Origin of the sequence: Streptomyces sp. NPDC005728, from assembly GCF_040630895.1 — a bacterium.
GTDB lineage: Bacteria > Actinomycetota > Actinomycetes > Streptomycetales > Streptomycetaceae > Streptomyces.
The window spans coordinates 20,761-36,288 of the sequence record NZ_JBEXYL010000081.1; the positions used below are offsets into that span (position 1 = coordinate 20,761).

Sequence of the window (15,528 nt, forward strand, 5' to 3'; positions counted from 1 at the left end):
GGGGCTGCGGCCCCGGAGGCGAGCGGGTCGGGGCCGTCAGGCCCAGGGAGTCGACCCAGGCGCTCGCCTCCGGGTGGTCTCGGGATGCCGGCAGCCCTGGCCGGTACGGCTACGGGATTCAGTGCCTCGGGGTTGCGGACCGGAAGGCCCACCGGCGGCAGCCGCAGCGGGGGCGGGTCCAGGGCCGGCCGGCCGGGGATCCGGTCCTCGGGCAGTCGGTGCACTGGTCGGGGGAGGGAGGGCGGAGCCATCGCCGTACGCCTTTCGTCCGGCCTCGCGTCGTGGGGGGCTCGGTGTCGGAGGGCCGGCCGCTCGGGGAGGCGGACGTCACACGCCTCCCATGAGGCCGTGGTGCAGCCCTGTCTCCCCCAACTGGACTGCGCCGCCCGCTCCTTCGGTCAGCCGGAGCAGTAAGTCCACTCTGACACCGGCCAACAAGGCATCGCAACCGGCAAGTTGAAAATTGCAAAAGGTCAAGTGCATGCTGCTTCCGGCAAGAAGTGATCGAATGGGTTCGTCAAAACGATCGCGTGAGACGGTGTCCCTGAAACCCGTGCGAGGGGGTGGGCGTGACCGCGGAGACCGACTGGGGCGGCGCCCCCTCTGTCCTGCGCATGATCCTCGGCAGGCAGCTGGAGGAACTGCGGAACCGGGCCGGCCTGACCTACGAGCAGGCGGGCGCGGCCATCGGCGTCAGCCACTCCACCATCCGCCGCATGGAGGCCGCCAAGGTCGCCCGGCTGCGGCTCTCGGACGCCGAGAAACTCCTCCAGGTCTACGGCGTGACCGACCGGCAGGAGACCGACACCTTCCTGCAGTCGGTGCGCGAGGCCAACAAGCGCGGCTGGTGGCACACCTACCGCGATGTCATGCCCGACTGGTTCGCCGCCTACCTCAGCCTGGAGCAGGCGGCGCTGCAGATCAGGGCGTACGAGAACCAGTTCGTGCACGGACTGCTGCAGACCGAGGACTACGCGCGCGCCCTGCTGGGCGCGGGCAATCCGCACGCCCCGGCCGAGGCGACCGAGCGCCGGGTCGCGCTGCGCATGCGCCGCCAGGAACTGCTCGCCCGGGACGGGCCGCCGCGGCTGTGGGTCGTCATGGACGAGACCGTGCTGCGCTGGCCGGTCGGCGGGCCCGAGGTGATGCGCGCGCAGATCGACCATCTCGTCGAGCTGAACCGGCTGCCCCATGTGACCGTGCAGCTCATGCCGTTCGCCAACGGCCCGCACCCGGCGATGCGGGCGGGTGCGTACCACCTCTTCCGGTTCCGGGCCCGCGAACTGCCCGACATCGTCTACCTCAACGGCCTGGTCGGCGCCGTCTACCTCGACAAGCGCGACGACGTCGTGGTCTATCGCGAGGCCTTGGACCGGGTGGGCGCCCAGGCGGCGCCCGCCAGGAAGACCGAGAGCCTGCTCGGCGCGATTCGCAAGGAGCTGTGACCGTGCACCCTCCCATACGCAACGGCATGCCGGCCCGGCAGCTGGGCGCCCGCGGCTGGGCCAAGCCGTGGAGCGACGACGCCGGCGGCGCCTGCGTGGAAGTGAAGCGACTCGCCGACGGTCGCGTAGCCGTACGCCAGTCCACCGACCCGGACGGTCCGGCGCTGGTGTTCACCCCGCGCGAGATGTCGAGTTTCCTGACGGGTGTGAAGGAGGGCGACGCCGACTTCCTGCTGTGACGGTGCCAGTTGACGCACCCCTTGTTACGCAAGTCCCGCACCTTCGACCCGAATGGGAGACACGGCGTTGCCCGACAACGGATGGCCGGCCGACCGCATCGACACCGAGAACGCCCACTCCGCCCGCATCTACGACTACATCCTCGGCGGCAAGGACTACTACCCCGCCGACCAGGAGGCGGGCGACGCCATGTCCCGGGAGTGGCCCGCCCTCCCGGTGCACATGCGCGCCAACCGCGACTTCATGAACCGCGCCGTGCGCTGGCTCGCCGAGGAGGCGGGCATGCGCCAGTTCCTGGACATCGGCACCGGCATCCCGACCTCGCCCAACCTGCACGAGATCGCGCAGGCGGTGGCCCCCGAGTCCCGGGTCGTCTACGTCGACAACGACCCGATCGTCCTCACCCTCTCCCAGGGCCTGCTGGCCAGCGCGCCCGAGGGCCGCACCTCGTACATCGAGGCCGACTTCCGCGACCCGGCGGCCATCCTCGACGCCCCGGAACTGCGCGAGACCCTCGACCTGAGCAGGCCCGTCGCCCTCACCGTCATCGCGATCGTCCACTTCATGCTGGACGAGCACGACGCGGTCGGGGTCGTACGCCGGCTGCTGGAGCCGCTGCCCTCCGGGAGTTACCTGGCGATGTCCATCGGCACCGCCGAGTTCGCGCCCGAGGAGGTGGGCCGGGTCGCCCGGGAGTACGCGGCCCGCAACATGCCGATGCGCCTGCGCACCATCGACGAGGCCCACGCCTTCTTCGAGGGCCTGGACCTGGCCGAACCCGGCATCGTCCAGGTGCACAAGTGGCACCCCGACGGCACCGGCGAGAAGGACATCCGCGACGAGGACATCGCGATGTACGGCGCGGTCGCCCGCAAGCCGTGACCGACCCGGGGCCGGGGTCCGACCCACCTCCCGGACCTCGGCCCCGCCTTGTCGTACGACGGGACGGGCCGTGCCCCGGCCGGTAGCGTGAGGCCATGTACGCCACGCGAGTCACCCGGCGCGTGCAGGCGCCCGCCGAGGCCGTCTACCGGGCCCTGGTCGATCCGGACGCCCTCGCCGCCTGGCGGGTCCCCGGGAACATGACCGCCCACGTCCACGCCTTCGAGGCCCGTGAGGGCGGTACCCTCCGCGTCTCCCTCACCTACGACGACCCGGGCGGCGCCGGCAAGTCCGGCGGACGCACGGACACATACCAGGGGCACTTCGCCGCACTCGTTCCCGGAGTCCGGGTCGTGGAGGTCTTCGCGTTCGAGACGGACGACGACGCCGTGCGCGGCACCATGACGATGACGACGACGCTCACCGAGACGGACGAGGGCGCCACGGACGTCGAGATCCTGCACGAAGGCATCCCGGACGACATCCCCAGCGCGGACAACGAACTGGGCACCCGTATGGCCCTCGACCACCTCGCCCGACTGGTCGAAGACCGGAACCCGCCCATGGCCTGAACGGATGGCCGAAAAGACGGGGAAGCGGTCCGGAATTCGGCACAACCATTACCGCTGTGCCCGGTGCCCGGAATTGCGGGGAAAGAAAGCCGGAAGAAGCGGAACCGGGCCGAGGGGAATGCGGTCTTAAGGTCCGTCGACGGCCGGGATCAGCCCGGTCGCGAAGAAACCGGGGGAATGAGAAAGATGTCCGTCCGCAACCGCAAGACCCTGGTGACCGCCGTCGCCCTCACCGCCGGCCTCACCCTGGCCGCCGTCACGCCCGCCCTGGCCGGCTCCGGCGTCAGCCACGCCCCGCGTGCCGCCGCCGTGTCCTCCGCCCAGGGCGACCCGCGCAACGTCACCCAGCGCGTCGCCGACTTCTACGGCGCCTACATCGACTCCGTCTGGGACAACGAGGACCCGGCGGCCGCCGCCGACGCCAAGGCGCTGCGCGCCTTCTACCTTTCCTCCGCGGCCCAGAAGAAGGTCGCCGCCTACGAGGAGAAGAACCACGCCGACGGCATCCTGTTCGCGCAGAACGTGCCGGTGAAGTGGAAGGTCGTCTACACCGGCTCCGGTGCGGGCCACGCCACCAGCCGGGTCACCCTCACCTGGAGCGACGGCGCCGGAGCCCAGGTCACCAAGATCGACGTCCTGTCCGACCTGAAGACCCTGAAGATCACCGACCTGAAGCCGGTGCGCTGACCGGCCGACGGGCGCAGTCCCGCCCCGCCCCACTCGGGGCGGGGCTCGCCGCTGCCGGAGCGGTCAGGTCCGGCCGTGCGGGTGGTACGTCGGGGGCAGCCGCATACAGTGGTCGGCCATGACCTGCCGTATGTGGTCGGGGTGGTCGGTGATGATGCCGTCGAGCTCGGCGTTCTGGCGCCCGGCTCTGCTCCTGTACCCGAGCCGGACGACGTCGCCCCGGTAGCCATGGCCGCGACGACGGGTCCGGTGAAGCCCGGGGAGACCACGTGCGCTCAGCGCGTTGATCTTGCTCGGTCGGGATTCTCCGTTATTGAACCGGAGGTAGGTCGGGCGCGGCGTGCGGCCTCCGATCAGGGGCGGCGGCGCGCAAGGACGCAGAACTCGTTCCCCTCTGGGTCGGCAAGCGTCACCCAGCTTTCATCGCCTGTCTGGCCGACGTCGGCGTGTCGAGCACCGAGGTCGAGCAGGCGCCGGACCTCTTCGTCCTGCTCTCTGTCGGTTGGGTTGACGTCGAGGTGCAGCCTGTTCTTGACGGTCTTGCCCTCGGGCACGCGCGCGAAGGTCAACGTCGGTGGCACTGGGCCAAGCCGGTTCTCGCCTTCGGGCACCATCGGGGAGCCGATGGTGACAATTCCGTCGTCTTCGTCTTGCACCTCGTAGTCGAGGACCGAGCACCAGAACCGGGCGAGACCGTCGGGATCGGCACAGTCGATCGCAAGCTCGGTGAACTTACTGGCCATGTCCGGACCTCCCAGTCCCGTAGCGGGTCCACCAAAGGCCACACGTCCATCGCAGTGTTCGACGGCGAGGGCGTTTCCGCTGCCGATGGTGGCGCGGTAGAGATGTTCCTGCTTCAGGGTGCCGAAGAACCACTCGATTACGCCGTTGGTCCGTGGGCTCGTCACGTGTGCGTGGGTCTGACGGAACAGCGGGTCGTCGCTGGCGAACGCGTCAGCGAAAGACTGGAGTCGGGCGGCACGTCTGTGTACACGCCGGGGCCGGGGGAGCCGTCCACGGTGGTGGTCTCGGGGGACTTCCGGAGGATCTTGTGAGGTACTCGCTTCGGGGTGTCGCGGGTTGGGTGGTCGGGTGCAGGGCGACCAGGGCTCCCGATGCCGTCGAGCGTGGGGTCCTGGAGTCTGCAGGAAAGGTCACGGACATGAGCAAGGTCTTCAGCGCCCACGCGGTGTAGGTCGACGGGTACATCACCGGCCGTGGTCCCGGTGCCGGGCGCGGACTCGGCGACGGAGCGATGCTCTTCGACTGGTACTTCGACGGCGACACACCCAGCCAGGTGTTCGACGGGTTCCGGCTGAGCCGGCCCGGCGCCCAGGCCTTCGACGCGCTTGCCGCACGCGTGGGCGCCGTCGTGGCGGGACGCAACACCTATGAGGACTCCGACCATTTCGGAGGCGGCGGGCCCCACCCGACGGCCCGGCTGTTCGTCCTCAGCCACCGGCCGGCGCCGGAGAGATCACCGTCACCGGCGAAGCCAAAGCCGCGTCGCTCGCCGACAACGGATCGGCACGCACGGCGACCACGTCGCGATCCTCGAGGGTGACGCCACGTCCGTCCATGGGGGACCACAACCCGTTTCCTACCTGGGTCGGGATCGCTCACAGCGTGGCCGAGCGGTCATGTGGGGATGAAACTCGACCACCAGGGCGGGACATGTCCCGGGCATCGAGGGTCAGGGTAGGAGTCCATCACACCAAGCCACGTCACCAGGAACCACGTGACGAACACGGTGAAGACGAGCCCTGCGGTCAGTGCTGCGCTGCGGTGACGCCTTCCCAGAGTGCCGTACAGGACGACCCAGGAAACGGCTACGGCGATCCATATGACGGAGGCGAGAAACAGCAGAGTCATGCTGTTGGCCGCTGCGTTGACGCCGACGTCACACGTAGCCCACATCCTCCCGATAGTGGCGACGGAGCCCGCCGATGCCAGCCCCCCGAAGAGGACGCCCCACAGGACCCCTCTGGACCAGGGGCTCGGAGGTCTCGCCGGCCCAGCTTCCACCATCGCCTGTCTCCCGTCGTCGGAAGACCGGAGACTACCGAAGTGCCGGAAGCAGTCCGGGCGAGGCCAGGGTGATTCGGATCGTTGCCGAGGTCGAGTCCGCGCCCTGAGCACCATCAGGGGCCAGCTTCATGCCAAGCTCGCGATCTTCGTCGAGGACAACTTCGCCGAGATGACGGTCACCACGGCTCTGTGTGTTCACGGGGGAGTTGAGCCAGACGCTGTGAGGGTGCGCGGCATGGGCAGCATCCCCGCTGTTTCAAGCCTTCCGGAGGCGATCGCCGATGTCGCCGGCCTGCTCGCGCCGGGAGGTAGTGGGGGCTGACCCGATAACCGCCAGCAGCGGGCGGAGGCGGCTTCGGCTGGGCGACAAGGTGCGATGTGGTCCGGTCAGCTGTGCCGAGCCGGACCCGGCATCTATGCTGCCGGCGACGTCGCCTCCTGGCACAACCCGCACTTCGGCGCCCGCATGCGAGTGGAGCACCGAATGAACGCCACCGAACAGGCCAATGCCGCGGCCGGCAACCTGCTCGGCGACGCCGCCCCCTTCGCTCCCGTGCCCTACTTCTGGTCCGACCAGTACGACACCAGGATCCAGGCGTACGGCATCTTCCAGCCCGGCGTGGACCTGCGGATCGTCTACGGCCACCCGGTCGACGGCCACTTGGAGGTTGTCTCACGTGGCAAGTTTCGCGAGCTTCTTGTAGCAGGTCAGGGCGGCAGCGGCCATGGCCAGGCCTCGGCTCTGCCAGTCGATGCGGACCACGTACGGGATCTTGAGACCACGAGCAGCCCATGGCAGGCTCATGCCGCATGATCGATGAATTCGCGAAAGACAACCTGCACGGGAGACTGCGGCGGGACCGCAAGGCGCTGCTCTGGAAACTCGACGGCTTGTCCGAATACGACGCCCGCCGACCTTTGACAGCGACCGGGACCAACCTCCTCGGCCTGGTCAAACACGTGGCCACCGTCGAGGCCAGGTACTTCGGCGAGGTCTTCGACCGCCCTTCCCCGGAACCCCTGCCCCGGTGGCAGGACTCCAACGGCAGCGATCTGTGGGCAACCGAGGACGAGACCCGCGATCAGATCATCGGGTTCTACCGGCGCACGTGGGAACACTCGGACGCGACGATCAACGAGCTTCCCCTCGACGCCCCCGGCCACGTGCCGTGGTGGCCGGAGCCTTATCCCAACACGAACCTGTTCGCCATCATGGTCCATGTCCTCGGCGAGTCCATCCGGCATGCCGGGCACGCCGATATCCTGCGCGAGGGCCTCGACGGCCGAACCGGGGTGCGCGCCGAGAACGAGAAGCAGATCGACGAGGAAGCCCGCGCAGCCTACTGCGCGAAGATCGAGCAGGCCGCCAGGTCGGCTGCACCCATCAAGGCGTAGAGGTTGTCTCACGTGACTTGATGTTCGTGCGGCATGATGCCGGTCGTGGGTGCTGATCTATCGAAGCGTCTGGTTCCTGATGAACTCTGGTAGCCGCCCCCCGTTGCTGCCGTCGTTCGCTGCCCGTCCGCAAGGTGGTGGGACCGCTCCGTGTGACGAGCGGGCCGTGTTCACAGCAGTGGTGTACGCGCTGACCAGCGGCTGTGTCTGGCGGCATCTGCCGCCGACGTTCGGCACGTCGCCCGCCACCGCGCATCGCCGCTTCACGGTATGGACCGAGGCCGGCCTGTGGCGTCGGCTGCACCGGGCGGTGCTGGACGAACTCGGGGCCCGGGGCGAGGTGGACTGGACCTCGGCGATCGTCGACGCGGCCTCCGTTCGCGCCAAAAGGGGGGATCGCTGACCGGGCCGAACCCAGTCGATCGCGGCAAGAAGGGCAGCAAGCTGCACGTGCTGTCCGATGCCCAGGGCATCCCGCTCGCCGTCGCCGTGTCCGGCGCGAACATGCACGACAGCCTCGCCCTCAAGCCGCTCATCCGCGGCATACCCGCCGTCCGGTCCCGCCAGGGACCACGGCGGCGCCGTCCCGTCAAACTCCGCGCGGACAAGGCGTACTTCTCCGCCGAACACCTGACCTGGCTGCGCGAGCGCGGGCTCGTCGCGCGCATCGCGCGGCCCGGCATCGAGTCCGGTGAACGCCTCGGTCGGCACCGCTGGAAGATCGAACGGTCGATCGCTTGGCTCTTCGGCTACCGCCGCCTCACCGTTCGATACGAACGAAAGGGCTCGCACTTCCTCGCCTTCCTCGGCCTGGTCGCCGCCCTGACCTGCTACAAGAAGCTCGCGAAACTTGCCACGTGAGACACCCTCTTACTGTCCCTGACAAAGCCGTTGGACGTGGCGGTGAGTGATCAGGCAGACAGCGAGTCCGAGGAACGCTTCGTGGATGTCGTCGCGTCGTTCCCAGCGGATGCGCAAGCGGCGGAAGCCATGCAACCAGGCGATCGTGCGCTCGACGTCGTAGCGGAAGATGCCCAGCCCGGTGCCGTGGGGCTCGCCCCGCTTCGCGATCACGGGTCGGATCCCGCGCTGCCAGAGCAGGCGCCGGTACTTGTCGTGGTCGTAGCCGCGGTCGGCCAGCAGCGCGTCGGGGCGTCGGCGTGGTCTGCTGACCCGGCCTGCAATTGCCGGGATCTTGTCGAGCAGGGGCAGGAGTTGGGTGACGTCGTTGCGGTTTCCGCCGGTCAGCGACGCCGCGAGCGGGATGCCTGGCCCTTCGACGATGAGGTGGTGTTTGCTGCCCGGACGTGCTCGGTCGACCGGGCTGGGCCCGCTTTTGGGCCTCGCCGGGCAGCCCGCACGTGCGAGGAGTCGATCACCGCCCGGGACCAGTCCAGCTGGTCCTTCGATCGCAGCTTCTCCAGCAGCAGCACATGCAACTGTTCCCACACACCGGCCTCGTTCCAAGCCGCCAGGCGCCGCCAGCACGTCATGCCGGAACCGAAGCCCAGCTCCTGGGGCAGGTACTCCCACTGGATGCCGGTGTGCAGGACGAAGAGGATCCCGCACAACGCCTGCCGGTCCGGCACTCGAGGTCTGCCCTCGACCGGCTTCGGCGCCGGCATGGGCAGCAACGGCTCGATCAGCGACCACAGTTCATCCGGCACGATCCAGGGCCGCGACTGACATTTCCCCACGACCAGACCAACGAGCAGACAAGCCAACAGTCACATGATCAACAGCTTTTGTTAGAGCCAGTCAGAGACTGTCGGGTGGCCAGTTGATTACGCCGAGCATGGGCCGCTGACGGCCTCGGAGTTGTCACACTGGCACAAACCACATGATCATTCCGGGGCCGCCGCCGTGCCTGGAGGGCAGATCGCAACCGTCACGCGTCTCGCATGACCAGGCGCCCCGACACGCTTTCAGAGGAAGACGCGCGCCACCTCCAGCCACTTCTGAGCGTCCTCGCCGGTCGCCGTCATGTTGGTCTCGGACCAGGGGCGACGCCGGGTGACACACAGGCAGAAGTCGATAGCGCCGCCCTGTACCCGCTGCGCGGCAGCCTCGGGGCCCCACACCCAGGTCCGTCCGTCAGGTGCTGTCAGCTCGACGCGGAAGGGGTCCGCCGGCTCAGGCAGTCCGACGGCGGCGAAGGACAGCGCCCGTCCCAACACCCCCAGCGACGCCACGTGTTGCAGTCGATCCGTCGGGCGGTGCGCCACGCCCACAGCATCGAAGACGTCCTGCCCGTGTGCCCAGGTTTCCATCAGACGAAGGGGCGCCATCAGGGCCGGGGTCACCTTTGACATGTACCAGGGGAATGCGTGGTCCCATGGCGTGTCGCGCAGTGCCGCCGCCAGTTCCGCTCGACCGGCCCGCCACTCGTCCAGGAGTACCGACCGCGGTTGGGCCGCTCCCGCGGCGGCGGCCTTGTCTGCGTACCCGGTGCCTTCGGCTTCCGCCCGCCTGAGCTCGGCGCCGAACGCGTCCGGAGTGCGTAAGGCGCTGAGTGCGTTCGCGTCCGCCCACGCGAGGTGGGCTATCTGGTGGGCGACCGTCCAGCCCGGTGCCGGTGTCGGTATGGACCAGTTGTCCACTGCCCTGACCAGGACGTCGAGCTCGTCGCCCTCAGCCACCAGCGCGGACAGGACACCGGCGTCATCTACATCGGGGACGGCGAGGTTGTAGTTCAACATGTGCGCAATGGTGCCACTCCTTCCTGACCAACGGCGGAGAGGAAGTGTGCGGGCAGACTCCGATGTCGCCGGAGTCTGCCCACTTGGTGGTGGGGCCCGAGGCACCACGGGACCACCGTGCTTCCTCGACGGCGGCGCAGAGCGTGTCGGGCTGGCTGGCCATGCGAGACGCGTGACGGTTGCGATCTACTCTCCAGGCACGGCGACGGCCCCGGAATGATCACGTGGTGTGTGCCAGTGCGACAACTTTGCCGGCCGGGAACCGGAACGACGGGGCCCATCGCGCCTTCGACCGCCACCGGCCTTGAACGCCCCGTGCTCCCGGCACGCCCGGTCCAGATCACGCAGAGTCTGCTGAAGCACATGCGACGGAGCGGCTCTCAGCCAGGCATGTTCACACTTGGCGTCGGCCAACTCAGCAGCCTGCGGCACATAGTTCATCCACGCGCCTCGCCGCCGATACTCCCTGCGCTGCTCCAAGCCGGTGTTCCACACCACCCGGCAGATGTTCGCGAACTCCTCGCACAACACGGCCTGATCCAACGTGAGATCGAGCAGATAACGGCGGCCAGTCAGCATGAGAACACCCCCCTTCAGCTGAAGGGATCAACGTAGTGCACGCCACTGACAACACAAGCGGACTCCGCCGCTGCGCGGCACCGGTCCAGGGTCGCCTAACCCCGGCCTGGATACCGGGGGTTTACGGCGAAGCCTCACCTGATCAGTCTCCAGAGAAAGGCGGATCGTCGGGGCCGGTGGCGGTAGGAGAACGGCCTCACCGCCCTGTGCGCCGTTCCCGGCTACGAGTTGACCAACCCAGGTCACCCCGATCACGGACGAGGAGCCGCGGAACCTGCCGCCGCCGACGGTGAAAGCGATCGAGGTCGACGCGTTTCGTGCCGCTGGAGCCCCTCGACGCCAGAGACGAAGCCGATGTGGCCGGTGAGGGTGTGGCTCCCGGCCGCAGTGTCTCCGGTGAGGACATTGCTGGTGGGGACGACCGGGCCGCACGGCAGTCCGCCCCGTGACGGACCGGTGACGCTTCGTCGCTCATGGGGTGGGCTTGCGGTGCCGGGTGCAGCATGGAGGTAGCGGCGATCAGGAGGTGCGTGATCATGGCCGAGTTCATGGACGTTCACCACGGGATGCAGGGGATCACGGGCGAGCAGCTGCTGGAGGCACATCGCGCGGACCTGGCCATCGAGGGCGAGGAACAGGTGCATTTCAAGCAGGCATGGGCGGACCCTCAGTCCGGCGAGGTCTACTGCCTGTCTGAGGCGCCGTCGGCGGAGGCGGTGCAGCGCGTTCATAAGCGCGCAGGCCACCCGGCGGACGAGATCCACCCGGTGCCGCTCACGGCCTGACACCTGAATTCGGGTGAGAGTTGGGGATCTCGCGGCTCGTGTCCATAGAGCATCGCGCTGACCATCAGGTTCCGGGTTCGTCTCAGGGCGCGTTCCGACGCCTTTGTCCCCACTCCCGGGTCATTTCCTCGGGGCGGTGTCAGGGCTGTGCTGGAAGATGGGGACGTGCAACTCCCCTACGTCTACCGCGTCACCAAGTACGACCCCGCCGACCGTGACGATCACGGTCATTACACCGGCACCGAGGACACCGTCAGCGATCACGGCGAGATCGAGGCGGCCTCTCTTCAGGCGGTCGAGGCGTTCGCCGTGGAGGTCGGCATCGATCGTTTGTCCGTACGCGAGCCGCAGGTCCCGTCTTTCGGGCACTTCGGCGTCGAGCGGCCCCTGGAGGACTTTGGGATTGCCGGATTCTTCCCGACGGGCCTTACCGACTTCCACGACGGAGCAGTGGTGCCCCTCGAAGTCGGACTGGAACTGGTGCGGTTCATGCTGCGTGACAGCGGCGCCTGGTGCCGACTGGAGGCGGAGGGCACATTCGCAGTGCACGTCGGATGGGACCAGTACCTCTACATCGGCAGTAGCCGGCCATGCGAGGAGGCGCTGGCACGGACACGCACGCTCGGGCTGTTCCCGGAACGCCTGAAGGCCTCCCCGTATGACATGGACATCAGCGGAGAAGACGTTCAGCGACCGGGCTACGACGACTTCTGGGACCGTCTGTACTTCGCAGTTGCCACCGGCCGTGCCGGAATGCTGGAGGAGATTTACATCGAAGGCGCTTCACGATGGCACCACCTCACCTGCGACACCATCGACACGGTTCGCGCCGGGTTGGCTCCCCGTGCCCGTCTGGCCGTGTGGCCGGACCTGTCCTCCGACGTAGAGGCAGTCCTCGGCGCCCTCCCCACCGAGGGTCTCGTCGAAGGTGTCTGGCAGGACAAGGACGGTCGGATCTACAGCGCTGTCGCTGACGAGGACGACTTCCCGGAGTTGGCCGCCCTGATATCCGGTGCCGACGCTGCAGCGCTCCTGTCCGTGTACGCCGATGAACGTGTCCCTCTGTTCACCGCTGTCATGCCTGATCGTGACGGAGTGGTACGGGCCCGTTGGTAGACCCGTCCGTCTCAGATCCGTGGCATTTCCCTTCAGTAGCTGTTGATGATTGACCGGGGATTCACAGCTGACGAGTCCCGCGTCGTAGGTGCGTATCCGGCCCCACATGTCGCCCAGGGGGCCGAGGCTGACGACCAGCGCATGGGCGGGAGTCAGTTCACAGCTGCTGGGCGGAGCGTGGGTATGACCGTGAAGGCTGTCCACGACGCGCGTTCGACGACCAGGCGGCGAAGCGTGCGGAGCTGGCCTGGGGTGTTCCAGCCACGTACGCCGACCACTCTCCCGTGGTGGCCGTAGGCGGCGGCTAAGCCCGGGGACCGGCCGAACCCCCTCCTAGGGGAATCCCCGGGCTTCAGCCCAGGGAGGAAGTCAAGTGTCATCAACCACGGGTTCCTGCAGGGTCATGAGGGCTGAAGGTGCGACGGTAGGCGGCGGGTGAGACTCCGAAGGCCGTTCTCATATGGGCGCGCAGGGAATTCGCGGAGCCGAAGCCGGCCCGGTGCGCGACCAGGTCGATGGAAAGGTCGGTGGTTTCCAGTAGCTGCTTGGCCAGTTCCAGACGTTGTGCGGTGAGCCACTGCACCGGAGTCATGCCGACCTCGTCGCGGAAACGCCGGGTGAAGGAGCGCAGGCTCATCCGGGCGTGCTCGGCGAGCCGGGCGAGGGTCAGCGGCTCGCCGAGGTGCTCCAGGGCCCAGGCGCGGGTGGCGGTGGTGCTGGCGACGGTGGGTTCGGGGACCGGACGGTCGATGTACTGGGCCTGTCCGCCATCCCGCCAGGGCGGTACGACGCACATGCGGGCGGCCCGGTTGGCGGCGGCCGCGCCGTGGTCGCGACGGATCATGTGCAGGCACAGGTCGACGCCTGCGGCGACGCCTGCGGAGGTCAGCACGTTGCCGTCGTCGACGAAGAGGACTTCCTCGTCGACCTTGACCTTCGGGTAGGCCCGTCGGAACTCCGGGGCCAGGTTCCAGTGGGTGGTGGCCGACCGGCCGTCGAGCAGCCCGGCCGCGGCGAGCACGTAGGAGCCGGAGCAGATGGACACCAGCCGGGTGCCGGGCTGGATGCCGGCGATGGCCGCGGTGACCTCGGGGGGCAGCGGGCCGCCGCGGCCCAGCTCGGGCATGGCGTGCGTGGGCGGGACGATCACGGTGTCCGCGGCAGCCAGGGCCTCGGGGCCGGCCGCGGGCTGCACCGTGAAGCCGGCGTCGCTGAGCACGGGGGCGCCGTCGGCGGTGCACACGGTGACTTCATAGAGCGGGCGGCCCTCGGCGTCCTCCACGCTGCCGAAGACACGGGAGGGGATGCCCAGCTCGAAGGGCGGGACCCCGGGCAGGGCGAGCACTGCGATCCGGTGCCGCCGGGGCGCCCCCTCCGCCCGGTCCTGCTCGTCCCCCCTGGTCGCACACTGCGTCTCACTCATGGCCAGATCCTGGCACATAGTGGCCGAGCGGCCAACACCACGGCGGGCCGGGGTGCCACATCGTGGACTGCGTCGCGCTGGGGACCACCCGGAGCCGAGCCGAACGAAACGAAAGACGAGGCGGACAGCATGCGTGCGATGGTCGTGGAGCAGTGGGGCGGACCCGAGACTCTGGTCGAGCGTGAGGTCGAGCGCCCGGAGCCGGGGCTGAACGAGGTCCTGGTGCGGGTGCACGCGGCCGGAGTGAACCCGGTGGACTGGAAGACCCGTGCCAGCGGGGCCCTCATCGAGTGGGGCGCCGTGCCGGCGGTGGGCTGGGACGTGTCCGGCACGGTCGAGGCCGTCGGGCCCGGTGTGGGGATGTTCCGTCCAGGTGACGAGGTCTTCGGGATGCCGCTGTTCCCGCGCCAAGCGGGCGGGTACGCCGAGTACGTGGTGGCGCCGGCCCGGCACCTCGCCCCCAAGCCGGCGGGCCTGACGCACGTGGAGGCGGCGGCGCTGCCGCTCGCCGCGCTGACTGCCTGGCAGGCCCTGGTGGACACGGCCGACGTACGTCCCGGTGAGCGGGTGCTGGTGCATGCGGCGGCCGGCGGGGTCGGCCACTTCGCGGTGCAGATCGCCAAGGCCCGTGGCGCGTACGTCATCGGTACGGCCAGTGCCGGCAAGCACGACCTGGTGCGCGAGCTGGGTGCGGATGAGGTGATCGACTACCGCGCGGTGCGGTTCGAGGACGTCGTGTCCGACGTCGATGTGGTGCTGGACGGGCTCGGTGGGGAGACGGCCGAGCGCTCCCTGAAGGTGCTCCGGGCCGGCGGCCGGCTGATCACCCTGCCCGGCCCCGACGACGTGCCTGCCGTCCAGGACGGGGTGCGGGCGGTGTGGGTCCTGGTCGAGCCGGACCACCTGGGCCTGCGCGAGATCGCCGCCCTGGTGGAGCGGGGCGCGCTGAAGCCGCTGGTCGAGACGGTCCTGCCGCTGGCGGAGGCCGCGAAGGCACACGAGATCGGCGAGCAGGGCCGCACCACCGGCAAGATCGTCCTGACGGTGGCCTGATCCGCAGCCGTCAGGCGGCCGCGGTTTCCTCGGAGCGCGTAGCGATGCCGCGCCACTGCCCGATGCGGTGGATGCACGCCTCGACGGCGTTGCGCTGCTGGTTGGTCTCGCGGCCGATCCCCAGCGGCCTGCTGCTGGTGACGATGCCCGTGTGCGCGCTGCAGACACCCGGCGTCGAGGAATGTGATCGGCGATGCGCGGCCTCGATGCCCAGCTCCTCATGGCACTGGCGAACCACCGCTGCCTACGGGTCCTCACCCGGCCGTGTGCCCCCATCCAGGGCCATGGTCGGCTCCAGCCACCCGACGAGCTCTTCCTCCGGCACGGCCGGCACGGCCGCGGCGCGCCGTCCATCATCACCGGCTCACCGGGCCTGGATGCGGCCCGCGCAGGGAAGGGCGGCTCGGGCCTGTCCCGCGGGCGGTGGCGTCGCCGTGGTGTGCCGTGAGGCAGTCAGGCTCTCAGCCTGGCCCGGCCAGGGGCTGGAGGGGGCCGGGTGGGGGGCTGGGGCGTGATGCCGCCCATAGGGCCCATGTCACGTCCTATCGCGGATCGTAGAGTCACCCTGCCCCGAGCTGCCCTAAAGACCGCCTAATGGGTCAATTTCGGGCATCTCTCCGAAGT

At 69.0% G+C, this 15,528-nt stretch carries 15 protein-coding genes and 3 pseudogenes; 11 read left to right on the top strand and 7 right to left on the bottom strand.

The window, feature by feature from the left end; translation table 11 throughout:
- The first annotated feature begins 569 nt into the window (after nt 1-569).
- From ABZ471_RS36560 to ABZ471_RS36580, 5 genes are all read left to right on the top strand, one after another.
- Nucleotides 570-1,445 carry a helix-turn-helix transcriptional regulator gene (locus ABZ471_RS36560; RefSeq protein ID WP_359072691.1) on the top strand — a complete coding sequence of 292 codons (876 nt, stop codon included), beginning with the start codon at nt 570-572 and terminating at the stop codon, nt 1,443-1,445.
- Between the two features lie 26 nt (nt 1,446-1,471).
- Entirely contained in the window at nt 1,472-1,684 is a 213-nt protein-coding gene (locus tag ABZ471_RS36565) for a DUF397 domain-containing protein (RefSeq protein WP_359072716.1), read from the top strand.
- Nucleotides 1,685-1,751: 67 nt separating this feature from the next.
- A complete protein-coding gene (locus ABZ471_RS36570) occupies nt 1,752-2,567 on the top strand; it encodes an SAM-dependent methyltransferase (protein WP_359072692.1) in 816 nt (271 codons plus the stop codon).
- 95 nt (nt 2,568-2,662) lie between these two features.
- Nucleotides 2,663-3,139: an SRPBCC domain-containing protein gene (locus ABZ471_RS36575; RefSeq protein ID WP_359072693.1), complete on the top strand. Its 477-nt coding sequence runs from the start codon at nt 2,663-2,665 to the stop codon at nt 3,137-3,139.
- Nucleotides 3,140-3,316: 177 nt separating this feature from the next.
- Complete coding sequence (locus ABZ471_RS36580; protein ID WP_359072695.1) at nt 3,317-3,826, top strand: hypothetical protein; 510 nt, start codon at nt 3,317-3,319, stop codon at nt 3,824-3,826.
- A 353-nt stretch (nt 3,827-4,179) separates the two neighbouring features.
- Here ABZ471_RS36580 and ABZ471_RS36585 read toward each other — a convergent pair whose 3' ends face one another.
- Nucleotides 4,180-4,569, bottom strand: coding sequence for a VOC family protein (locus ABZ471_RS36585; protein WP_359072718.1), 390 nt, complete (start codon nt 4,567-4,569; stop codon nt 4,180-4,182).
- A gap of 708 nt (nt 4,570-5,277) precedes the next feature.
- Nucleotides 5,278-5,406 carry a hypothetical protein gene (locus tag ABZ471_RS36590; protein ID WP_359072697.1) on the bottom strand — a complete coding sequence of 43 codons (129 nt, stop codon included), beginning with the start codon at nt 5,404-5,406 and terminating at the stop codon, nt 5,278-5,280.
- An 842-nt stretch (nt 5,407-6,248) separates the two neighbouring features.
- On the opposite strand from ABZ471_RS36590, the pseudogene ABZ471_RS36595 reads away from it, so the two are divergent.
- From ABZ471_RS36595 to ABZ471_RS36605, 3 genes and pseudogenes are all read left to right on the top strand, one after another.
- Nucleotides 6,249-6,461 (top strand): annotated as a pseudogene (locus ABZ471_RS36595) (NAD(P)/FAD-dependent oxidoreductase); the annotation flags it as partial.
- Between the two features lie 203 nt (nt 6,462-6,664).
- On the top strand, nt 6,665-7,249 hold the full coding sequence (locus ABZ471_RS36600; protein ID WP_359072698.1) for a DinB family protein: 585 nt from the start codon (nt 6,665-6,667) through the stop codon (nt 7,247-7,249).
- A 36-nt stretch (nt 7,250-7,285) separates the two neighbouring features.
- Nucleotides 7,286-8,110, top strand: a pseudogene (locus ABZ471_RS36605) (IS5 family transposase).
- 9 nt (nt 8,111-8,119) lie between these two features.
- Here the strand turns inward: ABZ471_RS36605 and ABZ471_RS36610 are convergent.
- From ABZ471_RS36610 to ABZ471_RS36620, 3 genes and pseudogenes are all read right to left on the bottom strand, one after another.
- Nucleotides 8,120-8,874: pseudogene (locus ABZ471_RS36610) on the bottom strand (IS5 family transposase).
- A 300-nt stretch (nt 8,875-9,174) separates the two neighbouring features.
- Complete coding sequence (locus ABZ471_RS36615) at nt 9,175-9,948, bottom strand: TIGR03084 family metal-binding protein (RefSeq protein ID WP_359072700.1); 774 nt, start codon at nt 9,946-9,948, stop codon at nt 9,175-9,177.
- A 186-nt stretch (nt 9,949-10,134) separates the two neighbouring features.
- Nucleotides 10,135-10,527, bottom strand: coding sequence for a helix-turn-helix domain-containing protein (locus tag ABZ471_RS36620; RefSeq protein WP_359072702.1), 393 nt, complete (start codon nt 10,525-10,527; stop codon nt 10,135-10,137).
- A gap of 536 nt (nt 10,528-11,063) precedes the next feature.
- On the opposite strand from ABZ471_RS36620, the gene ABZ471_RS36625 reads away from it, so the two are divergent.
- On the top strand, nt 11,064-11,312 hold the full coding sequence (locus ABZ471_RS36625; protein WP_359072704.1) for an SCO4226 family nickel-binding protein: 249 nt from the start codon (nt 11,064-11,066) through the stop codon (nt 11,310-11,312).
- A gap of 165 nt (nt 11,313-11,477) precedes the next feature.
- Nucleotides 11,478-12,428: an RNA-binding protein gene (locus ABZ471_RS36630; protein WP_359072705.1), complete on the top strand. Its 951-nt coding sequence runs from the start codon at nt 11,478-11,480 to the stop codon at nt 12,426-12,428.
- Between the two features lie 379 nt (nt 12,429-12,807).
- Here the strand turns inward: ABZ471_RS36630 and ABZ471_RS36635 are convergent, their stop codons facing one another.
- Complete coding sequence (locus ABZ471_RS36635; protein WP_359072707.1) at nt 12,808-13,851, bottom strand: helix-turn-helix domain-containing protein; 1,044 nt, start codon at nt 13,849-13,851, stop codon at nt 12,808-12,810.
- A 129-nt stretch (nt 13,852-13,980) separates the two neighbouring features.
- Here ABZ471_RS36635 and ABZ471_RS36640 point away from each other — a divergent pair, with 129 nt between their 5' ends.
- Nucleotides 13,981-14,904, top strand: a complete 924-nt coding sequence (locus ABZ471_RS36640; protein WP_359072709.1) for an NADP-dependent oxidoreductase — start codon at nt 13,981-13,983, stop codon at nt 14,902-14,904.
- Nucleotides 14,905-14,914: 10 nt separating this feature from the next.
- On the opposite strand, the gene ABZ471_RS36645 is transcribed toward ABZ471_RS36640, so the two are convergent.
- Nucleotides 14,915-15,142, bottom strand: coding sequence for a hypothetical protein (locus ABZ471_RS36645; RefSeq protein WP_359072711.1), 228 nt, complete (start codon nt 15,140-15,142; stop codon nt 14,915-14,917).
- Nucleotides 15,143-15,528: the final 386 nt, after the last annotated feature.

Coding starts and splice junctions, on each gene's coding strand:
- ABZ471_RS36635 (WP_359072707.1), bottom strand. CDS start 13,851: ATGAGTGAGACGCAGTGTGCGACCAGGGGGGACGAGCAGGACCGGGCG.
- ABZ471_RS36565 (WP_359072716.1), top strand. CDS start 1,472: ATGCCGGCCCGGCAGCTGGGCGCCCGCGGCTGGGCCAAGCCGTGGAGC.
- ABZ471_RS36585 (WP_359072718.1), bottom strand. CDS start 4,569: ATGGCCAGTAAGTTCACCGAGCTTGCGATCGACTGTGCCGATCCCGAC.
- ABZ471_RS36580 (WP_359072695.1), top strand. CDS start 3,317: ATGAGAAAGATGTCCGTCCGCAACCGCAAGACCCTGGTGACCGCCGTC.
- ABZ471_RS36620 (WP_359072702.1), bottom strand. CDS start 10,527: ATGCTGACTGGCCGCCGTTATCTGCTCGATCTCACGTTGGATCAGGCC.
- ABZ471_RS36575 (WP_359072693.1), top strand. CDS start 2,663: ATGTACGCCACGCGAGTCACCCGGCGCGTGCAGGCGCCCGCCGAGGCC.
- ABZ471_RS36625 (WP_359072704.1), top strand. CDS start 11,064: ATGGCCGAGTTCATGGACGTTCACCACGGGATGCAGGGGATCACGGGC.
- ABZ471_RS36600 (WP_359072698.1), top strand. CDS start 6,665: ATGATCGATGAATTCGCGAAAGACAACCTGCACGGGAGACTGCGGCGG.
- ABZ471_RS36640 (WP_359072709.1), top strand. CDS start 13,981: ATGCGTGCGATGGTCGTGGAGCAGTGGGGCGGACCCGAGACTCTGGTC.
- ABZ471_RS36615 (WP_359072700.1), bottom strand. CDS start 9,948: ATGTTGAACTACAACCTCGCCGTCCCCGATGTAGATGACGCCGGTGTC.
- ABZ471_RS36590 (WP_359072697.1), bottom strand. CDS start 5,406: ATGGACGGACGTGGCGTCACCCTCGAGGATCGCGACGTGGTCGCCGTG.